This window comes from Dyadobacter sp. OTU695, from assembly GCF_038440355.1.
In the GTDB taxonomy this organism is placed as follows: domain Bacteria; phylum Bacteroidota; class Bacteroidia; order Cytophagales; family Spirosomataceae; genus Dyadobacter.
The window spans coordinates 20782-39375 of the sequence record NZ_JASATN010000023.1 but is presented as its reverse complement, the minus strand read 5'-3'; the positions used below and the strand labels follow the sequence as shown (position 1 = coordinate 39375).

The following is an 18594-nucleotide window of genomic DNA, read 5'->3' as shown; positions in this document are numbered from 1 at the left end:
TAATTTCATCGACAGGTGTTATATTTTCTATTTTCATTGAAAAAACTACTACAAAAGTTGTAGCCGAAGTTAAATTCGTTGTATCTTCACTTGAATTTATTTGTAGACCCGACGAATGGCTAGAATTTTTACTATCTACTTTTTACTACTCTCCTTCTCTATTCAGGCTCAATCAACTGAGCTACTTCCCGGAAAGATCGAAGCAGAAGATTTCGTGGCCATGAACGCCGTAGGTACCGAAAATACCTCAGACGTTGATGGAGGCCGCAACGTTGGCTGGATTCAGGATGGCAGCTGGATGGATTACGCCGTGCAGGCACCATCGGCAGGCTACTACACATTCCGATTCCGCATAGCGAATGGATACAGCCCGGAAGCAACGCTGGCTTTACAAACGGCAGGCGGTGCCACGCTTGGCCGGGCCATTCTACCGCAAACCGGCGGGATGCAGGGCTGGCAGACGATCTCATTTGTCGCATTACTTCCACAAGGAACTCATACAATTCGCATTTTTGCCGAAAAAGGAGGCTGGAATTTCAACTGGTTCGAGGTGGCTGGTTCGCGATCAATTTCGTCGGGGAAAGTCGAAGCCGAAAGCTTCGATGCCATGTATGAAGTGCGTACCGAAGCTACGAGTGATCAGGACGGTGGTCAGAATGTCGGTTACATCGACGACAACGACTGGATGGATTACAACCTGAATCTCGCGAATGCGCGTGACTATGAAATTCAGTTCCGGGTCGCTAATGCCTATGGAAACGGTATTATTGAAATCCAAAATGCGGCGGGCACTGTGCTCGGGCAGGTAAATATACCTCAAACAGGTGGTTGGCAGAACTGGGTAACCGTCAGCACGACCGTTCCCCTCCCTGCCGGTAGCCAGGTAGTGCGACTTTTCGCCCGCAGTGGCGCATTCAATTTCAACTGGTTTTCTTTCGTCTCGGCCGGTACCCGAATCACCGGCACGATTCTACCCGCCAAAATTGAAGCCGAAAGCTATGATGACTTTAACAGCGTACAACTTGAGAATACGGAGGATACCGGCGGTGGACAGAATGTAGGGTGGGTCCAGGATAACAGCTGGATTGATTATGATGTCCATGTACCAACTGCTGGTGTTTTTACATTCAACTACCGCATAGCCAATGGGTACAGCCCTGAGGCGACACTGGCACTCAGAAATAGTGATGGCGCTGAACTGGGTAGCATTCTATTGCCTCAAACGGGTGGTATGCAAGGTTGGAAAACCGTCAGTATGATTGCTTCCCTGCCTGCCGGCAATCAGCGGTTGCGGGTGTTTGCCAGCAAAGGCGGCTGGAATTTCAACTGGTTTGAAGCGAAAGAATCCCGTGCGTTAACAACAAGAATTGAAGCGGAAACGTACGATGTGGCGTCGGACGTGCGCACGGAGGTGACAGGCGATGTAGACGGCGACATTAATGTGAACTATATTGACGATAACGACTGGCTGGACTATAATGTAAATGTACCAACGGCGGGAACTTACACCATCAATTTCAGGGTGTCCAACCAATGGGGCAATGGTAATATTCAGTTCAAAAATACGGGCGGGACTGTGCTTGGAAGTGTGGATGTGCCCCAAACCGGCGGCTGGCAGATTTACACCACCGTACGCACTACGGTACAACTGGAAGCCGGCAGCCAGGTGTTCCGCATTTTTGCCAACCGCGGTGCATTTAATTTCAACTGGTTTGAGGTAATTCCCGGTTCCGTTCAGGGACAATCCGTGATCACTTTTGAACCCATTTCAGACAAAAACCTGACCGATGGTTCGTTCAACCTCACCGCCAGCAGCACCAATCCGGAAACGCCCGTTCAATTTACTTCTTCCAATCCATCGATCGTTTCAGTTTCGAATGCAACCGGTATCTGGAAAGCCTCCATTCATGCTGCGGGACAGGTAACGATTACAGCCTCCCAAGCCGGCAACAACAATTATCTGACGGCAGAAAACATTTCCAGGACATTTACCGTTTCCGACAATTCGAATCCCAACAACCCCGCATTAGGTACGAAGATCCCCATTGATCCGAAACGCTGGTACCAGCTCACCAATGCCGCTAACGGCCTCGACGGGCTATTCGATGGCAACACGCAAGAGAACGTACTCACGGGCTGGGGAAAGATAATCAATAACTACGAAGCGTATTATCCGCTGAAAGAAGGGGAACAAATCACGCTTAATGGTGTCAAATTCTTTGATTTCACAGGCAGCGCGCAGGACTTTCCGCTCGTGCTATCCGTCATTACCGATCAATGGCAGCGCATTCCGGTCGCGACTTTCACAGGCGAGATCTACAACGGCTGGGTTGGCCCCTATCCCGATCGCCAACTGTCCGGAGACGCGCAGTACAAACTGGACCAGCCGATGAGCAATATCCGGTATCTGGTAATGACCATGTCGAACACATTGCCGACGGAAATCGAGTTTTACGGAAGCTATACACCAGGCAATGAGCCTTCGCCGCCGGCCCGAACCAAGCACATTAAGCTGAACGATATGCTGGGTGTGAATGGTTATGAATGGTATTTTCAGGATGGCGCACACACCGAGTCACTGGTGGAAACGAAAGTGCAGGCAGCGAAAACCTTCACCGGTCTGCGGCATTACATGGATTGGGAAAAACTGGAATCGACGGAAGGCGTTTATTCCTATAACCCCACATTGAGCGGCAGCTGGAACTATGATCTGATCTACGAGCGCTGCAAACAGGAAGGAATTGAAGTACTGGCTTGTCTTAAAACACAACCGGGCTGGATGATGCAGACCTACCCGGAAGACCAACGCGATGCTGAAAATGTGCCGGTTCGTTATGGAAAGAACTTCGCTGACCCTGTTTCATATATCGAACAAGCCAAGGTTGCATTTCAATACGCGGCGCGCTATGGAAGTAATGTCAATGTCGATCCGTCGCTTTTGAGCGTGTCTACCACGCCGAGATGGACAAACGACCCGGTTAATACCGTAAAAATCGGTTTGAATCTCATTAAATACATCGAATGCGACAATGAGCGCGATAAATGGTGGAAAGGCCGCAAAGGTTACCAGACAGCCCGCGAATATGCCGCGAACATGTCGGCATTTTATGATGGCCACAAAAACACGATGGGTGTTGGTGTAGGCGTTAAAAATGCCGATCCCAATATGAAAGTGGTAATCGCCGGGTTGGTTACCGGCCCCGATTTCATCAAAGGGATGGTTGACTGGTGCAAAGAATTCCGCGGCTATCATGCCGACGGCACCGTGAACCTCTGCTGGGATATTGTGAACTTTCATTTGTATACGGACGACGCCTCATCGAGCCAGAGCGGCACATCCACGCGCGGCGCGGCCCCCGAGGTTACAAATGCCAATGTGCTTCTCGACAATTTTGTAAAAGTCGCTCGTGAACTATCTAATGATCAGCCTGTGTGGCTCACCGAAGCCGGCTACGACCTCAACCAGGAAAGCCCGTTGAAAGCGATTGCTATCGGCAGTAAATCCGTACAGCAAACCCAGGCCGACTGGATTCTTCGCACATCCCTTTTCTCTGCGCGTCACGGAGTAGAGAGAGTATTCTTTTACCAGATGTACGACAATGGCGGTTGGGGGATGTTCGCATCCTCCGGCTTTGTAAATGACGACCAGACCCGCCGGCCTTCCGCGGACTATTTCCTGCAAACGCAGAAACTATTCGGCCAATATGAATACAAGGAAACGCTCCACAACGACCCGATTGTGGACCGCTATGAGCTGAATGGCCAATCGCTCTTCATATTGACCGTGCCTGATGAGGTCGGGAGAACGGCTGAATATACCGTCAATCTGAACCAGTCGGGTGTTGCACGTATTTACACTCCAACCGCCGGTGCCAGTAATATGGCTATGACCGAGCTGCCCATTGTAGATGGCAAAGTGACCGTTACAGCAGGAGAAACGCCTATTTTTGTCCTCGCAGCCGACGGACAAAACTCACGAAAGGCAGCAGTGGAAATAGCCGCGCCGGTTTTAAAGGAAGAAATTTCTCTTCATGCCGATGCGAAAGTCTATCCCAATCCTACCTCTGATTTCGTGAGCATCGACCTTGCCAATGATAAAACCGAACAAATCGAAATCCGCATTTTTGACGCGAAATCGGGCACGCTCTATAAAAATGTACTGGTGAATAAAACGACCAGCCGTTTCTCGCACCAGCTTAACATTACACAGCTTCCTGCAAACGTATACATTGTTGAAATCAAACAAGGCAATGATCGCGCATTCCGTAAAATTGCCAAAGTTAATTGACGTAATATCAAGCAAATTAAAAGCCCGGACATTTTCGATCCGGGCTTTTTGCTTTAATCAAGGTAAGATGCACCGCTCATTCGCCGGGTCCACTGTCCACCGGTTTCGAGCCGTGCTATATTAAATTTGTCGCGGTATTCCTTCGGCGTCACGCCCGTACTTTTCTTGAATAACTGCCGGAAAGATTTCAAATCGTTGTACCCGGAATTTAACATCACTTCGAGTACGCTCTGATCGGTTTGTGCCAAGAGTTTCTTGGCTGCTTCAATACGCGTCCGCTGCAAATATTCGATGGGAGTCACGCCAATAGCCTGCTTGAAACGCCGCACCACATTTCGGCGACTCGCAGGTATATCCTGAATAAGCACTTCGATCGTACTTCCTTCCTGGTACTCTTTCTCGATCTTCTGCTGCGCCATATTTACCAACCCGTCGCCGTGGTTTTGTGGCGGCGCGAAGGTCCCGAAATAAGTTTGCTGCTCCCGGTCCATGTCTATTGCAAACATTTTGGCAGTCCTCAGCGTAAGATCTTTTCCACAGAAACGCTGTATCAGGTACAGCATCAGGTGGAAACTGCTGGTAGCGCCGCCGCTCGTAAAAATCCCTTTGTCCTCCGTCACCACGGCATCGCTTTTCATGATAATATCCGGAAAATTCGAGGCCAGCGCCTCCGCTGCGTCTATATGCGTGGTAGCGTGTTTGCCATTCAGCAGTCCCGCCGCTGCGAGCAGAAATGCCCCCGTACAGAAGCTGGCCAGCTCCGAGCCGTTTTTATATTGCTCCCAAAGCCAGGGAATACAGCATTGGTTGCTCATAGTCGAGAGCTGGACATCCCCGGCGCCAAACGCCGGCACCAGTACGAGATCCTGTTGGGTGAATTCGCTGATCGATTGCATCGGGTAAGCACCGTAGAATTTTCCCGGCTCAGGATCGGGTGAGAAAAGGGTAATATTGAAAAAATGTGGCTGGTTGGCCCGCTCGTAGAAGCTGTTCACCGATTCGAATACATCCAGAATCGCGGCAACGCTCAATAAGCGGTGCCGGTTGGTAATTAATAAACCTAATTGTATCATGTTGTTGATGTGGTTAATCTTTGATATTCAGACCAAAGCGGGCACCAATATAAAGATTTTGTCTCAAATACCCCTCCCATTTGGCATTTTACCCAGTTGCATCCGATCTTATTTTTATCAAGTTTTGGGTTTCCATATTAATATATTGTGTCCACTACACGCGCCGTGTGTTTCAGGCAAAAGGATTCGCGTAAATTCGTAGTCCAGTGGCAACCTTAACCATACCGACCATGTCAAAAAGCAAATTCGAAATTTCGCTGGAATCCGGCGTACACCATCGGCTGCAAGCGTTAACGGGCAGCTGGGAAGGCTCTACCAAAACATGGTTCGAGCCCGGCGTCCTTGCGGACGAATCCGAGATGAAAGGGACCATCAAACCCATTCTTGGCGGCGCATTCCTCCTGCACGAATACCAGGGCAGCCTCAACGGCAAACCATTCGAGGGCATCGCGATCTATGGGTTCGACATTCCGAACAATACATTCCAATCGGCTTGGATCGACAGCTTCCACATGGGCACGGGATTGATGGTTTCGAACGGTACGCCTACCGAAAATGGATTTTCTGTCCTGGGTCAATACAGCGTACCCGAATATCCGGCCCCCTGGAATTGGCGCACCACAGCCGAACTCACAGACCCGGACACGCTAATCATCACAGCTTACAACATTTCCCCGGAAGGTGAGGAAGACAAAGCGACTGAGACGATTTACAAACGGGTAAGCTGACTAGCACCGCATTGTCTTTCATAGAAAGCCCTCTTTTCTGGCTCTTTTAGCGGAAGTAGTAAGGCGAGGTGTGAAAATGATAACCGGGAAAGCAATATTTCCGCATCGATTGAGAACTTATTGCCTGGCTCATTGGCAACATAATTAACCGTGTTTAGCCGCGCAGTCAGGTCATTTAACCTTATAGAAGACAGACCTTTGAATTGTGCAGACAGCGTCTGCACAATTTGAGGATAGGCCAGATAGAATTGCCGAAACACTTTGAGATTTCTTGCACCCAGCCCTGGTGTTGCCAGAACTTCGGCCAGTTCGTCTACCAGTCTCTGCCCGTACTCGGCCCGATCCTCTCCATTCTGCTCAAATTCGACAATATGAAAACCAATCAGCCAGTTGCGGATTGTCAGATACCTGTTGATTGCCTTGGAAGCGCTTTGTTGCAGGGTGGAATTGGTCTCGTGAATACTTGTTACTAAGGAATTAAAGTCAGTCATGATCGATGAAGTTTTGGTGAGAAAGCCAAAAGATCAAACCATCCTGCGTTATCGACCTCATCCGATTCTCCAATGACATGACTTCCTTATCCTGAGGTTCAAAAAGCCATCAGTTGGGCACATTACCCTTGTATTCCAAAGCTTTGAAATACAAAAAAAGATGACCATCAGTCAAGCCGATGGTCATCTAAGAATTTTAAGCGACTGCCGTAGCAGCAGTGATTGTAGTATCAGGTTTAAGGATAATAGGTTCTGGCGTATCCGGAACGGCGTCTCCCACCATCGGCCCGTTTTGAGACAACTCACTGCCCTCTTTTTTGGATTTAAAAATGGGCCACATAAACTGTGCGTACCATTCTTCTTCCTGATAATGCTTGATACCGTAGGACGACGGGTATTTGCGGGTAATGATGCCGGTTCCGAAGATAATGTCCCAGAGGAAGAACATATTTCCGAAGTTGCCTTTATAATAGCCTATTCCGTCATCGGTCGTATCCGCGTGGTGTGCATGGTGTGTGGCGGGAGTGGAAATAACTCTTTCCAGCACCCAGCCGATGGGTTTCAACCATTTGATTTCATAAAAAGGCTTATCCCAGGGAATGCTCGAATGCGCGCCGGTGGTGATAAGCGACTTGATCACTTTCACAAACAATGCCGCATAACCCAATCCCAGGTAAGTAAGCGCGATTGTCAGGTATGTTTGTGAGAAAAAAATCGAATAGATCACATTCTGCCTGCTCGCCATGGCCATACCCATGTAGGTAGCCGAGTGATGTGTGCGGTGAAAGCGCCATAGCCATGGCACCTGGTGGTGCAGGCGGTGGTACCAGTATTGCGTAAGGTCGTCCGCTACGGCGATGATCAGGAATGCCCACCAGAATGGCACCCACCCAAATGCATCTTTGGCATCGGGCAGCACCAGCGGCAAGAATTTCAATCCAAAATAGGCGACAAAAGGCCTGATAATCAGCTTAGGGACTACAAAGCAGACGATATCCAGGATCCGCTCATTCTTGGTCCATTTGTTTTCGTACAAACCGGCGGCAAATTCGATCACGCCCAGCACGAGCACGATTACCGGTAATCCCCAGCTGCTGAGGTTTTTAAATACGGCCTCCACGAAAGCCGGAGCCTTGAAGGGAAACTCATTGCTACCTTCCCAGGGCCGGTAATCGAAAACCTGGAAGCTGGCAAACATCAAAATAATGGGTGCGATGTACAGCACCACGCTGATCAGGCCGTCGCGGGTAATCTTCCGGGCCAGTGTATTATCCAATTTCATGCGTGATTTGTTTTTTTATGGTGAAATGAGATGTCAGGTAAATAATTTCCACGCCAGCCAAATGCCTCCGGCGATCAGTACAAAGGGGATTAGTGTTAGCAGAATGCCGACGGCGATCTTCCTCGCAAGCAGCACCACGTCTGAGAATGTGAACATATTTGAAAAGATATTGTAGTACCGGTTTACTATAAACGCAGCAAATAATATGGGCACGGAAATACCCCGGGACAGCACAGCCGGCAACTGAAATCGCCAACCACCGAAAATTTCAGATGATCAGCCATGACTATCACACGGGATATTTCCGAGAAATGTCAGTCGAATGTTAGCCGTTGCAACAACAGCTATCGGGATGGGAAAAACAAAGCGTGAAGGTATGTCCCACAACTCCCCTCGCAGGGGCCTTACAAAGTAAATTAACCGCGCTCATATCTAAGATGCCTGGATTAATACTCAGCTCAGGGTGGTTCAGGAGCTTTGCTTTTAATAGTATACTTATTTGATAGACAAAGTAAGTTTAATGTTTTTTAAAATGCAATACCTCCCGTCAATTTTTCTCGAAAATAAAAAATCCGTGGCAACAGTAACGCGCTGTCGGCCACGGACCAGACAGAAAAGGCGTCAATGACACCTGTCTGTCGATTTTATATAAACCAATTTATTTCAACTCGGTCAACCACTGCTGGGCAAATGCACGTGCAGTATTAGTAGGCGTCGCGCCCATCCGGTAGCAGAACTTCCAAACGTCGTTTTTACCCTCGTAAGCCCCATTCACAAACTTCTTACGGCCATTCACTTCCTTCGTCTGCGCAGCGAAATCCACGCCTTTGCTTTGGTTCAGAAAGTCCGTCAGGCGGGCGACGAGCACCTTTTTAGGGTCTTTCAGCTTCTCGAATTCATCCGCATTGCTTTTCGCATTTCGCGCCAGGGTCTCTTCCGACTGACGGATCTCGTCATTGGCCAAATACTCCGCATATTGCTTTTTGAATTCCTCCATATTGGTTTTCAAAAGCGGTTTGATCTTTTTGAAGAATGCCGCATTACGCTTCCCGTCCTCGATCTGCTTCTTGAAATCGGTACGTTGCTCGGCCGGAATGCTGCTGAGCATGCTTTCCATACCGACAAATGTTTCGGCAGACTGGATCTGAATATCCACAACCGGCTCCATATCTTTCGCCTGCAATCCTTGTACGCCTTTCAGACGGTTCGCGCGGATTTCCGCTTTGCGTTGCTCGCTCACGGCCGTTTCCAGTTTCGGATAGCGTTTCGCGATCGATTCGCTGTACCGCTTCTGAAAATCCTCCGAACTGAAATAGGTCTTCATAAATGTTCCGGCCTTTTTAATGGCAATGGCCTGCGCATCGGGCGCCAGTGACCGGCACGCCGACTTCACGGAACTGCTGAAATAGGGCACGTTCAAAGGATTCTGCAAGCCGTTCCAAAGGCGGTTCTGAATGTCCTTCTGGCTGATCCCGTATTCTTCGAATTCGTCGTTGAAAGTGAAGTTCAGGAATGCAACGCAAAAGGCGCAGAGTAAAAAGGGTACTGATCTATTTTTCATGGCTGTAATTGTAATCAAGGGAAGGGTTTACTGTTTTTCTGCGATCATTTCGAAATCCTGACCTTCATACTCGACGTAAATGCTCATTTTATTGTCCTTAACATTCCCTACTTTGTCGGTGCCTTCATAAATATCGATTCCGGTACTTCCGGCATTTTTCAGGTTCAGGGTACCGAGGTCTTCATCCGGTTCGGAGTCTCCGTCGATTTTCACCTTCATTTTTCCGGTCACAACTTCGGAAGAGAACTTGTCCAACTGAATAGTGATAACCGCCTTTGCTGCTTCCAGCGGATAATCGTCCCCGTCGACGGTTAGCTTCGTCACCTTGTAAATCCCCGCTGCTTTCGAGCTCAGTTCCGGGGATACGTCCTTATCGTCATCCTCACAGGCGAACATCAGAGTGGAAAGCAACAACAGAGCGAAAATGTTTTTCAAAAATGTAATCTTTTTCATGGCTGTATTTGATTTGGAAAATGGATAATGGATGAGATAATTTTTTGCCTTTCGACATGACAAAGGTAGCTCAGCCGACAGTCCGGGATCAATCCTATGAAAGTAGGATTTTTCAAAAATCATATGTTTATAGGATATTATTAAAAGGTTTTATTTCAGACTTTTGCCACGGTAATTTTCCAGTCCATTCTACTCTCCGGATCCGATGAAATTATATTTGCGAGCACTTTTACTTATCCTTTTTCCCAGCGCAGCATTTGCACAAAACCCAGATCCCACCGCCATTCTGAAACGCATTCAGGCCAGCAGGCAGGATACCAACCGGGTACTCGCGTACATCGAATACGGGCAGTATTATGAAAACCACAACCTCGACAGTGCCGGTAAATATTACCTCAAAGCGGATGCCCTCAGCGAAAAGCTGAACTACGATCTGGGCCGCTTCAAGTTCCGGTCGAATTACACTTATATCCTCAATTTGCAGGGGAAATTTGAAGAAGGGCTCAAACTGAACCGCGAAAGTCTTGAAATAGCGAAGCGGATGAAGCACGAGGTCAACATTGGCAAGAGCCTCAACAATATCGCTGCGAGTTATACCTATATGGGAAATTTCACGCAGGCGATCCAGTATTATCAGCAGGCGGCAAGCCAGTTCGATAAGCTGGGCATGAAGGAGTTTTTGCCGAGGTTGTACATCAGCATTGGATCCGCATTCGAGCATGCCAATCTTTTCAATAAGTCGGTGGTTTACAAGCAGAAAGCGCTTCAACTGGCCCGCCCGATGAAGGACAGCCTGCAACTCGCTGATATCCTGACCAATATTGGCGGCTCTTATTTCAACCTCAAACGTTACAGGGAAAGTATCGCGCATTTCAAGGAAGGGCTGGCTGTGGCCGAAAAAATTCATTCGGACATATTTGTTACCCAGGCCTACATCGGGCTTTGCCGCACCAGTCGCCTGCAAAAAAAACTGGACGAAGCGTGGGTCTACGGACAGAAAGGACTTGATCTCGCCCGAAAATCAGGGAACGTGTTTCTGGAACTCGACTGCCTTCGCGCATTGATGTTCCTAGCAGAAGATGCCAATAAAATTGACCTCTCAGCCAAATACACGAAGGAAGCACTCACGATCGCGGAGGCCAGCAACATGACCGACCATTTGGTAGAGCTTTATGAAGATTATGCTACCGACCTCGCGCGGCAGAACAATTACAAAGGCGCTTATGATTACCTGATGAAATATTCGATCCTGAACGACTCCATTCAGGGAATTGACATACAAAAACAATTACAGGAGCTCGACACAAAATACCTCACGGCGCAGAAGGAAAAGCAAATTGTAACCCTGGAATCGGAGAAGCAAACCCGCAACACATTGATATATGGCCTCATTGCAGGGTTGGTAGGGTTGCTGGCGATCGCCGTGCTGGCTTACCGGAACATTGCATTTCGCAAGCGCGTGGCCGAGCAGGAAGTGTTGCAGCTGCAACAGGAAAAGCAACTCGTTGCGACTAACTCCATTTTGAAAGGACAGGAAGAAGAACGCACCCGCGTGGCCCGTGACCTGCACGACGGTCTGGGCGGACTATTATCAGGCATAAAACTAACTCTGAATTCCGTGAAAGGAAACGTAATCCTGCCCGAAGAAAGCGCAATGACGTTTACCAGGGCCCTAACCCAACTCGACGGCGCGATCAGCGAAATGCGCCGCGTAGCCCACAGCATGATGCCCGAATCGCTTGTACGGTTCGGATTAATTGACGCACTGAGCGATTTTTGCGAAGGTATCAGCGCATCCGGCCGCCTGAAAGTGCACATGCAGGCATTCGGCTTCGACGACAAACGCCTCGATTCCCAGGTAGAAGTGGTGCTTTATCGCATTATCCAGGAGTTGCTCAACAACGTGCTCAAATATGCCGACGCCAGTGAAGCGCAGGTGCAGCTTACCTGGGTGGATAACAATGTGAGTGTTACCGTAGAGGACAATGGTAAAGGCTTCGACATTAAAAATCTCGAACAAAACAAAGGCGCAGGTCTTCGCAATGTACAAGCGCGTGTAGACTACCTGAGCGGGACACTCGATATTCAGTCGAAACCGGGCGAAGGCACATCGGTACTTGTCGAAATCACGCTTTAATAAATGATACCAATGCCGGAAACGGCTTTAACCTTAATAAAAGAACTATGAGTGTCAAAATCCTCATCGTAGACGATCACCCGCTGGTATTGGAAGGCTTGAAATCGCTGCTCGCCGACGCGGAAGGAGTCAAAGTGGTCGGAACGGCCACCAACGCGATCGATGCCATCGCATTCCTGAAAAGCAACGAAGTCGACATTGCATTCCTCGATATTAACCTGCCCGACATCAGCGGTATCGACCTATGCAAGAAGGTGAAAGATCAGTTTCCGGAGGTAAAAACACTTGCATTGAGCACATTCAACGAACGGGCGTACGTCTCTCGCATGATCCAGAACGGGGCATCCGGCTATCTGATCAAAAGCTCGGGCAAGGAAGATATCCTCGAAGCCATCGCGCAGGTACAGGCCGGCGGCTACTTTATGAACGTGCAATTCGACCAGGTAACGCCCTCCACGGCTCCAAAAACGTTACCATTCCTGACCCGCCGCGAAAAGGAAGTATTAGTTCTGATTGCCGAAGGACTTACCAACCCACAAATCGCAGAACAGCTATTCATCAGTGTCACTACGGTAAACAGCCATCGACAAAATCTTTTGATAAAGTTCGAAGTATCGAATACCGCTTCGCTGATCAAGCTGGCCGCGGGGTTGGGGCTGATATAGGGGGATACTATTTGGGGTAATGGAAGCGGCATTGAACGACAATCACTTTATTCGCTCCACACAATACACCAGCCGATGCTCGTCGTTAATGCGTCTCGACCAGTATCCGGATAATTGATGTTTGAGTGGTTCAGGCTTACCTAGTCCTGAAAATGGCGTTTCTGAGATCGATTCAAGCAATGTGCGAATCTTCCGGAGAATGGTTTCGTTTCCGGTTTGCTTCCAATAATTGAGCTGCGATAATGCTTTCGGGGTGAACGCTATTTCCATATATCATCGAGGCCAAGTTTCAAGGTATTTCCGTCCTTGGCTTCTCTGATGGAGTCTAAAAGTTCAGTAGTATTAGAGGAATTGCTGAGTAGATAGTCAGTAGCGTCCTGCTCTGTCCGGAAACGGATTCCGACAGTTTCAAGAAACGCTTTTACAGTCGCGATTTGATCGTTCTCGCCCTCAATGATTAATGTGGCCATATTCCAATCGATTTAAAATCAAATATACCGATTTTCTTACAATCTTACTTGTCGCAGAAGCGCTGATCATTTCAACCATGCTCAGCGCTTCTGCATGACGTCAATTCGTCGCCAGGCTTCCGAATGGGAAAATAGCCGATGAAACGTGCGCCCGATTCATAATCTGGCCCAGCTCCTTGGCTTTGTCGGGGAATTGGGGGGTGAGGTTGGTCTTTTCCTGGGGATCTTTTGAAAGATCGTAGAGCTCGACCAGGCCGTCGGGGTTGCCAGCCGCTTTGAGCCGCACCGCTTTCCAGTTGCCCTGGCGTACGGCCTGTCTTCCGCCCTGCTCATGGAATTCCCAATAAAGGTAATCATGCTTTTTCTGTGTCGGTTTGCTTTTCAGCGCGTCGGTGAATGAAATGCCATCGATGTTACGCGGTGCCGATGCATTTGCCAGTTCTGCGAAAGTGGGAAGAATGTCCCAGAATGCACCTATATAATCACTTTTTGAGCCCGGTTTAACAACGGCCGGCCAGCGCGCTGCAAATGGCTCGCGAATGCCGCCTTCGTACAAATCGCGCTTCACACCACGAAAGCCTGCATTGCTGTTGAAAAAATTGGGATCGGCCCCACCTTCAATGTGCGGGCCGTTATCACTGGTGAAGATCACCAGCGTGTTTTTATCCAGCCCTTTCTCTTTCAATTTGTTCATCACCTGGCCTACATACAGGTCGAGGCGCGCCACCATCGCCGCGAATGTAGCGTGCGGAAATTCCTGTGAAGCATAGCCGCCGCCTGTCGCTCCTTTACCGTAATCCGCTCCTTTGTACGGCTTTTCTTCAAATTTGCCCTTGTAATACCGAAACAGGCTGTCATCCGGCACCATCAGCTCGGCGTGGGGCAGAATGTAGGGCAAAAACAGGAAGAAAGGCTGCTTACCATCCTGCGCATCCACGAAGCTGAGCGCTTTTTTCTGGATCAGGTCCGGTGCATATTCTTTATTGTGAATAAGGGCTTTATTTCCTTCCAAAAGGACTTTTTTACTGTTATCCCAAAGGTGCTCCGGGTAATAACGGTGCGCGAGGCTCTGGCAATTGTAACCGTAAAAACGATCGAAACCCTGCTTAATGGGGTCGCCTTCTGACCCTACCGGTCCTAATCCCCATTTGCCGAAAGCCGCCGTTACGTATCCCGACTTTTTCAATACTTCCGCAAGCGTCACCACAGAATCGGCAATCGGCTGCTGGCCTTCCGGCTCCACACTTTTGTTACCGCGGATGTAGGTATGCCCCGTATGCTGCCCGGTAAGCAGCGACGACCTCGACGGCGCGCATACAGAAGTACCAGCATAAAACTGATTGAATATCATCCCTTCCCGGGCAAGCCGGTCGATGTTAGGCGTCTTGATTAATTTTTGACCGTTGAAACCCACATCGCCGTATCCCAGATCATCGGCCAGGATAAAAACGATGTTCGGGCGGGTAGGCTTCGGCGCCTGGGCCTGGGAACGGTGGTAAAGGAACGAAGAGCTCAGGAGGGTAACCAGAAACAAATACTTTTTCATTTTGGGGAGTAGGTTAATATACTTCAGAAAGACAATGCAACCCTAGGATTACTTGAATTAAACGAGGCCAGTGCCTTTAAAATTGGGGAAAAGTACCTGCTTAGACCGTTTTGAGAGCAGATTTACAAAAACCGGAAGTGCAGAGGACAAAAAGCGAAATGCGATGTATCTTTGTTCCCGATACCCTACGACAGCCCGGACGACCAGCATGAATTGACAACCACCGAAAATTCCGGCAAGTCGCGCCAGGACTGTCTTTTAGGGTATCGGAAAAGCAGATACGTTCTGAATATTGCGAATCGAAGAATCGATATAATCTACTTGTTTGATAGACAAAGTAAAGATAAAACGATTAAACAAACAAGTCCAAAATGAATTCGTTAAAAAAAATTATCTGATACCGGCGACGGATGTAATCGGATGAATGCCTTGACCCCGACCACTCTTCCTGACGCGCCAGATATCATACTTTTTCTGCATATCCAGCCAGAATTCTGCACTTACACCAAAGCCGCTTTCCAATCTCACCGCCATTTCCGCCGATATCGCAGCTACTTCATTGACAACTTCCGAGAGCTGCTTACGACTCACATTCAGCTCCCTGGCCGCCCGCGTGACGGAGATATTCATTTCTTTCAGAATGTCCTCCCGCAGAACGGCACCGGGATGCACAGGTTTCATTTCACTTTCCATAACTTATATAGCGTGTCACCCAGAGGGTTACTGATATTTTCAGCAGTAATACTCACATCACTGCTGAAAATACTATCCGCTATTTTTTAATGGTACGCCCGATCTCCCGAACGTTTTTTCCTGTCTTCTGCTGCAAATCATCTCCCATATCTTCCCGTGCCGCGTCGGCTATTTTTTCCAGTTCGGCCACGATTTCCGGGTTTTGTTCCAGCACATCGTAGCGCTCGCTTGGGTCGCGGGCGAGGTTGTATAATGCTTTAGGGAACTGATGGTCTTCGGGCGCCGGGCCTGGCTGTCCGTTTTTGCCGGGCAATGAGCCTTCATAAGTACGGCCAGGGTGGGCGAAAATGAGCTTCCAGTCGCCTTTGCGGACGGCTTCCAGGTTGTTTTTGCGATAGTAGTACAGGAAACTTTCGCGTGGCGTCTGGGTTTCGTCGCCTTTGAGCAATGCAGTGAAATCGAGGCCGTCGATCTTTTCTTTGGGCAGTTTGGCGCCGGTGAGTCTGGCGATGGTCGGCAGCACGTCGAGGTTTGAAAGCAGCTTGTTCGACACCCGTCCTGCTGGGACTACTCCCGGCCAGCGGATAATGCATGGCTCACGCTGCCCCCCTTCGAAAGAAGTTCCTTTGCCTTCGCGGAAACCGCCGGCTGAGCCTGCATGGTCGCCGTAGTTGAGCCAGGGGCCATTGTCGCTCGTGAAAATGACGAGGGTATTGTTATCCAGTCCCTGCGCTTTCAGCTCTTTCATGATCTCCCCTACCGACCAGTCGAGTTCCATCATCACATCCCCGAAAATACCGCGCTGACTTTTGCCCCGGAATTTCGCGGAGGCGGCCAGGGGCACGTGCGGCAGCGGGTGCGGTACGTACAGGAAGAATGGCTTGTTTTTATTCCTTTTGATAAATGAAATAGCCTTTTCGGTAATCACTGGTGTCAGTTCGCTGGCATCTTCGAGGTTTTTGATCTCTTTCACCTGCTTGTTGCCGTCGATCCAGTGCAATGGCGGGTATTTGGCGCGTTCCTGCCATGGGTGCAGCGGCCACATGTCGTGCGAGTAAGGCACCCCGTAATATTCGTCGAAGCCCTGTTGCAATGGCAAAAACTCCTGATCGCTGCCCAAATGCCATTTCCCGAAAATACCGGTCGCATAGCCTTGTGCTTTCACAAGTTCCGCAATCGTTTCTTCCTTAGGGTTCAATCCTACACCTGCATTGGGTCCGAATGCCCCTGAAATACCCAAACGGTTGGGATAACAACCTGTCAGCAATGCGGCACGGGAAGCGCTGCACACAGCCTGGGCGGCCATAAAATTGGTGAAACGCGTGCCTTCCGCGGCCATTTTATCCAGGTTGGGGGTCTTGTAACCCAATGCGCCGTTGACGGATAAGTCGCCATAGCCGAGGTCGTCGATGAAGAACAGGATGATGTTGGGTGTTTTTGCCGCCGGTTTTTCGGATTGAAAGGCCATCAACAGGCAAATGCCCACCGATACCAGCAACAGCGAAAGTACTCTAAACATATTTGAAGGTTGGTTTTAGGTAAATATAAGCCGCGATGGCGCCGGCGTCCCGCCGGTGCCATCGCGTTATTCCAAAAGTAATTACCAATTCGGATTTTGTTTCAGATTAGGGTTCAAATCCCGCTCCTTTTGCGGGATTGGCCACAAATAATGACGGCTCGCATCGAACACACGGTCGGATGAAGCGGCCTGCACCGTAACCAGTTTACCGCTTGCATCCGGATAAGTAATGCCGAATACCGGCCCGTTCATCACCTGCTCCCCGATTTTCCAGCGACGGATATCGAATATCCGCTGCCCTTCAAATGCCAGTTCCACAGTCCGCTCGCGGCGCACGATCTCGCGCAATGCCGCTTGTGTGCCTGTTGCTATCGAAGGTTGTTTCACGTCCGAACGCCCGTTCCGTACCTGGTTGATCGCAGCCAGCACGCTTGCGTCAGTTTGCCCCAGCTCGATTTTCGCCTCTGCATAAGTCAGCAATACTTCGGCGTAACGGAGCAGGATGATGTTGATCCCGCTGTTGGTTGGGTTGGCAAAATCTTCGGTATTGATATACTTTTTAATATTGAAACCCGTGGTAGAAGCAATGTAAGTACTCCCGATCGCATCGGCTGTTCCGCTCGTCGGGCGGGGCTGGAAGGTAATGCCGCTGGGTAATGCATCGCCTTCGAGGAAAACCGAGAATTTCAGACGCGGATCACGGTTCACATAAGGTTTCGCAGGATCGTAACCACTCGAAGGATCGGTGATCTTTTTACCCGCCAGCGTTTCGTAAGTATCTACCAACGTTTTTGTAGGAACATAAGTACTTTGCGCATTTTTCTGGCTGTAAGGTGCGAGCAAGTTGAAGACGTTGTTTTGAGATACATCTTTCAAATACTGTTTGTCCAGCAAAACCTCCTTATTGTTCTCCGCCGCATAGCTAAACAGTTTTTCATAAGAATCATATAAACCATACACACCCAACTTGATCACCTGATCGGCCGCATCGGCGGATTTCTGGTAACGTGCCGCGTACAGGTCCGCACGTGCGAGCAGGCCCAGGGCGGCACCTTTGGTAAACCGGCCTTTATCCGCAGCACCATAAGTGGCCGGCAGCAATGCGGCAGCTTCGGTCAGTTCTTTTTCCACAAAATTCCAGATTTCCTCTACCGGTGTGTTCGTCAATGCCCGACCTTCATCGATGCTGATCGACGAGGTTACCAACGGCACCGGGCCGAACAATCCGGCCAGTTTCAGATAATGATAGGCACGTAATGCCTTCGCTTCGCCTTTCAGCTGGTTGAGCAATGCGGTGTTTGTGCTCGGTACCTTATCGACATTTTCCAGGAAATAATTCACGCCGCGAATGCCACGGTAAGCACGTTTCCATTCATCATAAATCACCGAGCTCGTCGCGTCATAGCTGCCCGCCTCAATGTAGGCGGCCACGTTGAAGCTCTGGTTGGTATGCGCCAGATCGGTAATGCCGTCCCAGGTCACAGCCGTCGTACTGTCCAGGTCCGTGTAAAGTGAGTTCACGGCCAGTTTGGCATCGTTCTCCGTTTTCCAGAACAAATCTTCCGAAAGACGGTCGTTAGGCACAGTTTCGAGCAGGCCCGAGTCGCAGGAAGCCAGACTGAGCGTCAAAACAGCGATCCCTGCGTAAATGGTATGTTTAAATGTATTTGTTTTCATAGATCAAATGC

At 49.4% G+C, this 18594-nt stretch carries 16 protein-coding genes; 4 read left to right on the top strand and 12 right to left on the bottom strand.

Annotated elements, in window-relative coordinates; genetic code table 11:
- Positions 1-115: 115 nt before the first annotated feature.
- Entirely contained in the window at positions 116-4288 is a 4173-nt protein-coding gene (locus AAHB90_RS27990) for a carbohydrate-binding protein (protein ID WP_342088566.1), read from the top strand.
- A gap of 53 nt (positions 4289-4341) precedes the next feature.
- Here the strand turns inward: AAHB90_RS27990 and AAHB90_RS27985 are convergent, their stop codons facing one another.
- Entirely contained in the window at positions 4342-5361 is a 1020-nt protein-coding gene (locus AAHB90_RS27985; protein WP_342088565.1) for a GlxA family transcriptional regulator, read from the bottom strand.
- 230 nt (positions 5362-5591) lie between these two features.
- Between AAHB90_RS27985 and AAHB90_RS27980 the strand changes: the two genes are divergently transcribed.
- The gene (locus AAHB90_RS27980) at positions 5592-6089 is read left to right on the top strand and encodes a DUF1579 domain-containing protein (RefSeq protein WP_342088564.1); all 498 of its coding nucleotides are present in this window, start codon (positions 5592-5594) and stop codon (positions 6087-6089) included.
- Here the strand turns inward: AAHB90_RS27980 and AAHB90_RS27975 are convergent.
- From AAHB90_RS27975 to AAHB90_RS27955, 5 genes are all read right to left on the bottom strand, one after another.
- Positions 6071-6580, bottom strand: a complete 510-nt coding sequence (locus AAHB90_RS27975; protein WP_342088563.1) for a DUF1016 N-terminal domain-containing protein — start codon at positions 6578-6580, stop codon at positions 6071-6073. The genes AAHB90_RS27980 and AAHB90_RS27975 overlap by 19 nt on opposite strands.
- Before the next feature lie 196 nt (positions 6581-6776).
- Complete coding sequence (locus AAHB90_RS27970; protein WP_342088562.1) at positions 6777-7862, bottom strand: sterol desaturase family protein; 1086 nt, start codon at positions 7860-7862, stop codon at positions 6777-6779.
- Positions 7863-7895: 33 nt separating this feature from the next.
- Complete coding sequence (locus AAHB90_RS27965; protein WP_342088561.1) at positions 7896-8018, bottom strand: hypothetical protein; 123 nt, start codon at positions 8016-8018, stop codon at positions 7896-7898.
- Positions 8019-8520: 502 nt separating this feature from the next.
- Positions 8521-9423: a hypothetical protein gene (locus AAHB90_RS27960; RefSeq protein WP_342088559.1), complete on the bottom strand. Its 903-nt coding sequence runs from the start codon at positions 9421-9423 to the stop codon at positions 8521-8523.
- 27 nt (positions 9424-9450) lie between these two features.
- Complete coding sequence (locus AAHB90_RS27955; protein WP_342088557.1) at positions 9451-9876, bottom strand: hypothetical protein; 426 nt, start codon at positions 9874-9876, stop codon at positions 9451-9453.
- A 205-nt stretch (positions 9877-10081) separates the two neighbouring features.
- On the opposite strand from AAHB90_RS27955, the gene AAHB90_RS27950 reads away from it, so the two are divergent.
- Together AAHB90_RS27950 and AAHB90_RS27945 are read left to right on the top strand one after the other, a co-directional pair.
- Entirely contained in the window at positions 10082-12013 is a 1932-nt protein-coding gene (locus AAHB90_RS27950; protein WP_342088556.1) for a tetratricopeptide repeat-containing sensor histidine kinase, read from the top strand.
- 47 nt (positions 12014-12060) lie between these two features.
- On the top strand, positions 12061-12678 hold the full coding sequence (locus tag AAHB90_RS27945) for a response regulator transcription factor (RefSeq protein ID WP_342088555.1): 618 nt from the start codon (positions 12061-12063) through the stop codon (positions 12676-12678).
- 42 nt (positions 12679-12720) lie between these two features.
- Here AAHB90_RS27945 and AAHB90_RS27940 read toward each other — a convergent pair whose 3' ends face one another.
- From AAHB90_RS27940 to AAHB90_RS27915, 6 genes are all read right to left on the bottom strand, one after another.
- Positions 12721-12948 (bottom strand): Txe/YoeB family addiction module toxin, encoded by a 228-nt coding sequence (locus AAHB90_RS27940; RefSeq protein WP_342088554.1) that lies wholly within the window; start codon positions 12946-12948, stop codon positions 12721-12723.
- Positions 12939-13148: a hypothetical protein gene (locus AAHB90_RS27935; protein ID WP_342088553.1), complete on the bottom strand. Its 210-nt coding sequence runs from the start codon at positions 13146-13148 to the stop codon at positions 12939-12941. Before AAHB90_RS27935 ends, AAHB90_RS27940 begins: the two co-directional genes overlap by 10 nt.
- A gap of 100 nt (positions 13149-13248) precedes the next feature.
- Positions 13249-14694 (bottom strand): arylsulfatase, encoded by a 1446-nt coding sequence (locus AAHB90_RS27930; RefSeq protein ID WP_342088552.1) that lies wholly within the window; start codon positions 14692-14694, stop codon positions 13249-13251.
- A gap of 390 nt (positions 14695-15084) precedes the next feature.
- Positions 15085-15387, bottom strand: a complete 303-nt coding sequence (locus AAHB90_RS27925; protein WP_342088551.1) for a HigA family addiction module antitoxin — start codon at positions 15385-15387, stop codon at positions 15085-15087.
- A 79-nt stretch (positions 15388-15466) separates the two neighbouring features.
- Positions 15467-16906 (bottom strand): sulfatase family protein, encoded by a 1440-nt coding sequence (locus AAHB90_RS27920; RefSeq protein ID WP_446717938.1) that lies wholly within the window; start codon positions 16904-16906, stop codon positions 15467-15469.
- 81 nt (positions 16907-16987) lie between these two features.
- Positions 16988-18583, bottom strand: coding sequence for a RagB/SusD family nutrient uptake outer membrane protein (locus AAHB90_RS27915; RefSeq protein ID WP_342088550.1), 1596 nt, complete (start codon positions 18581-18583; stop codon positions 16988-16990).
- Positions 18584-18594 lie beyond the last annotated feature (11 nt).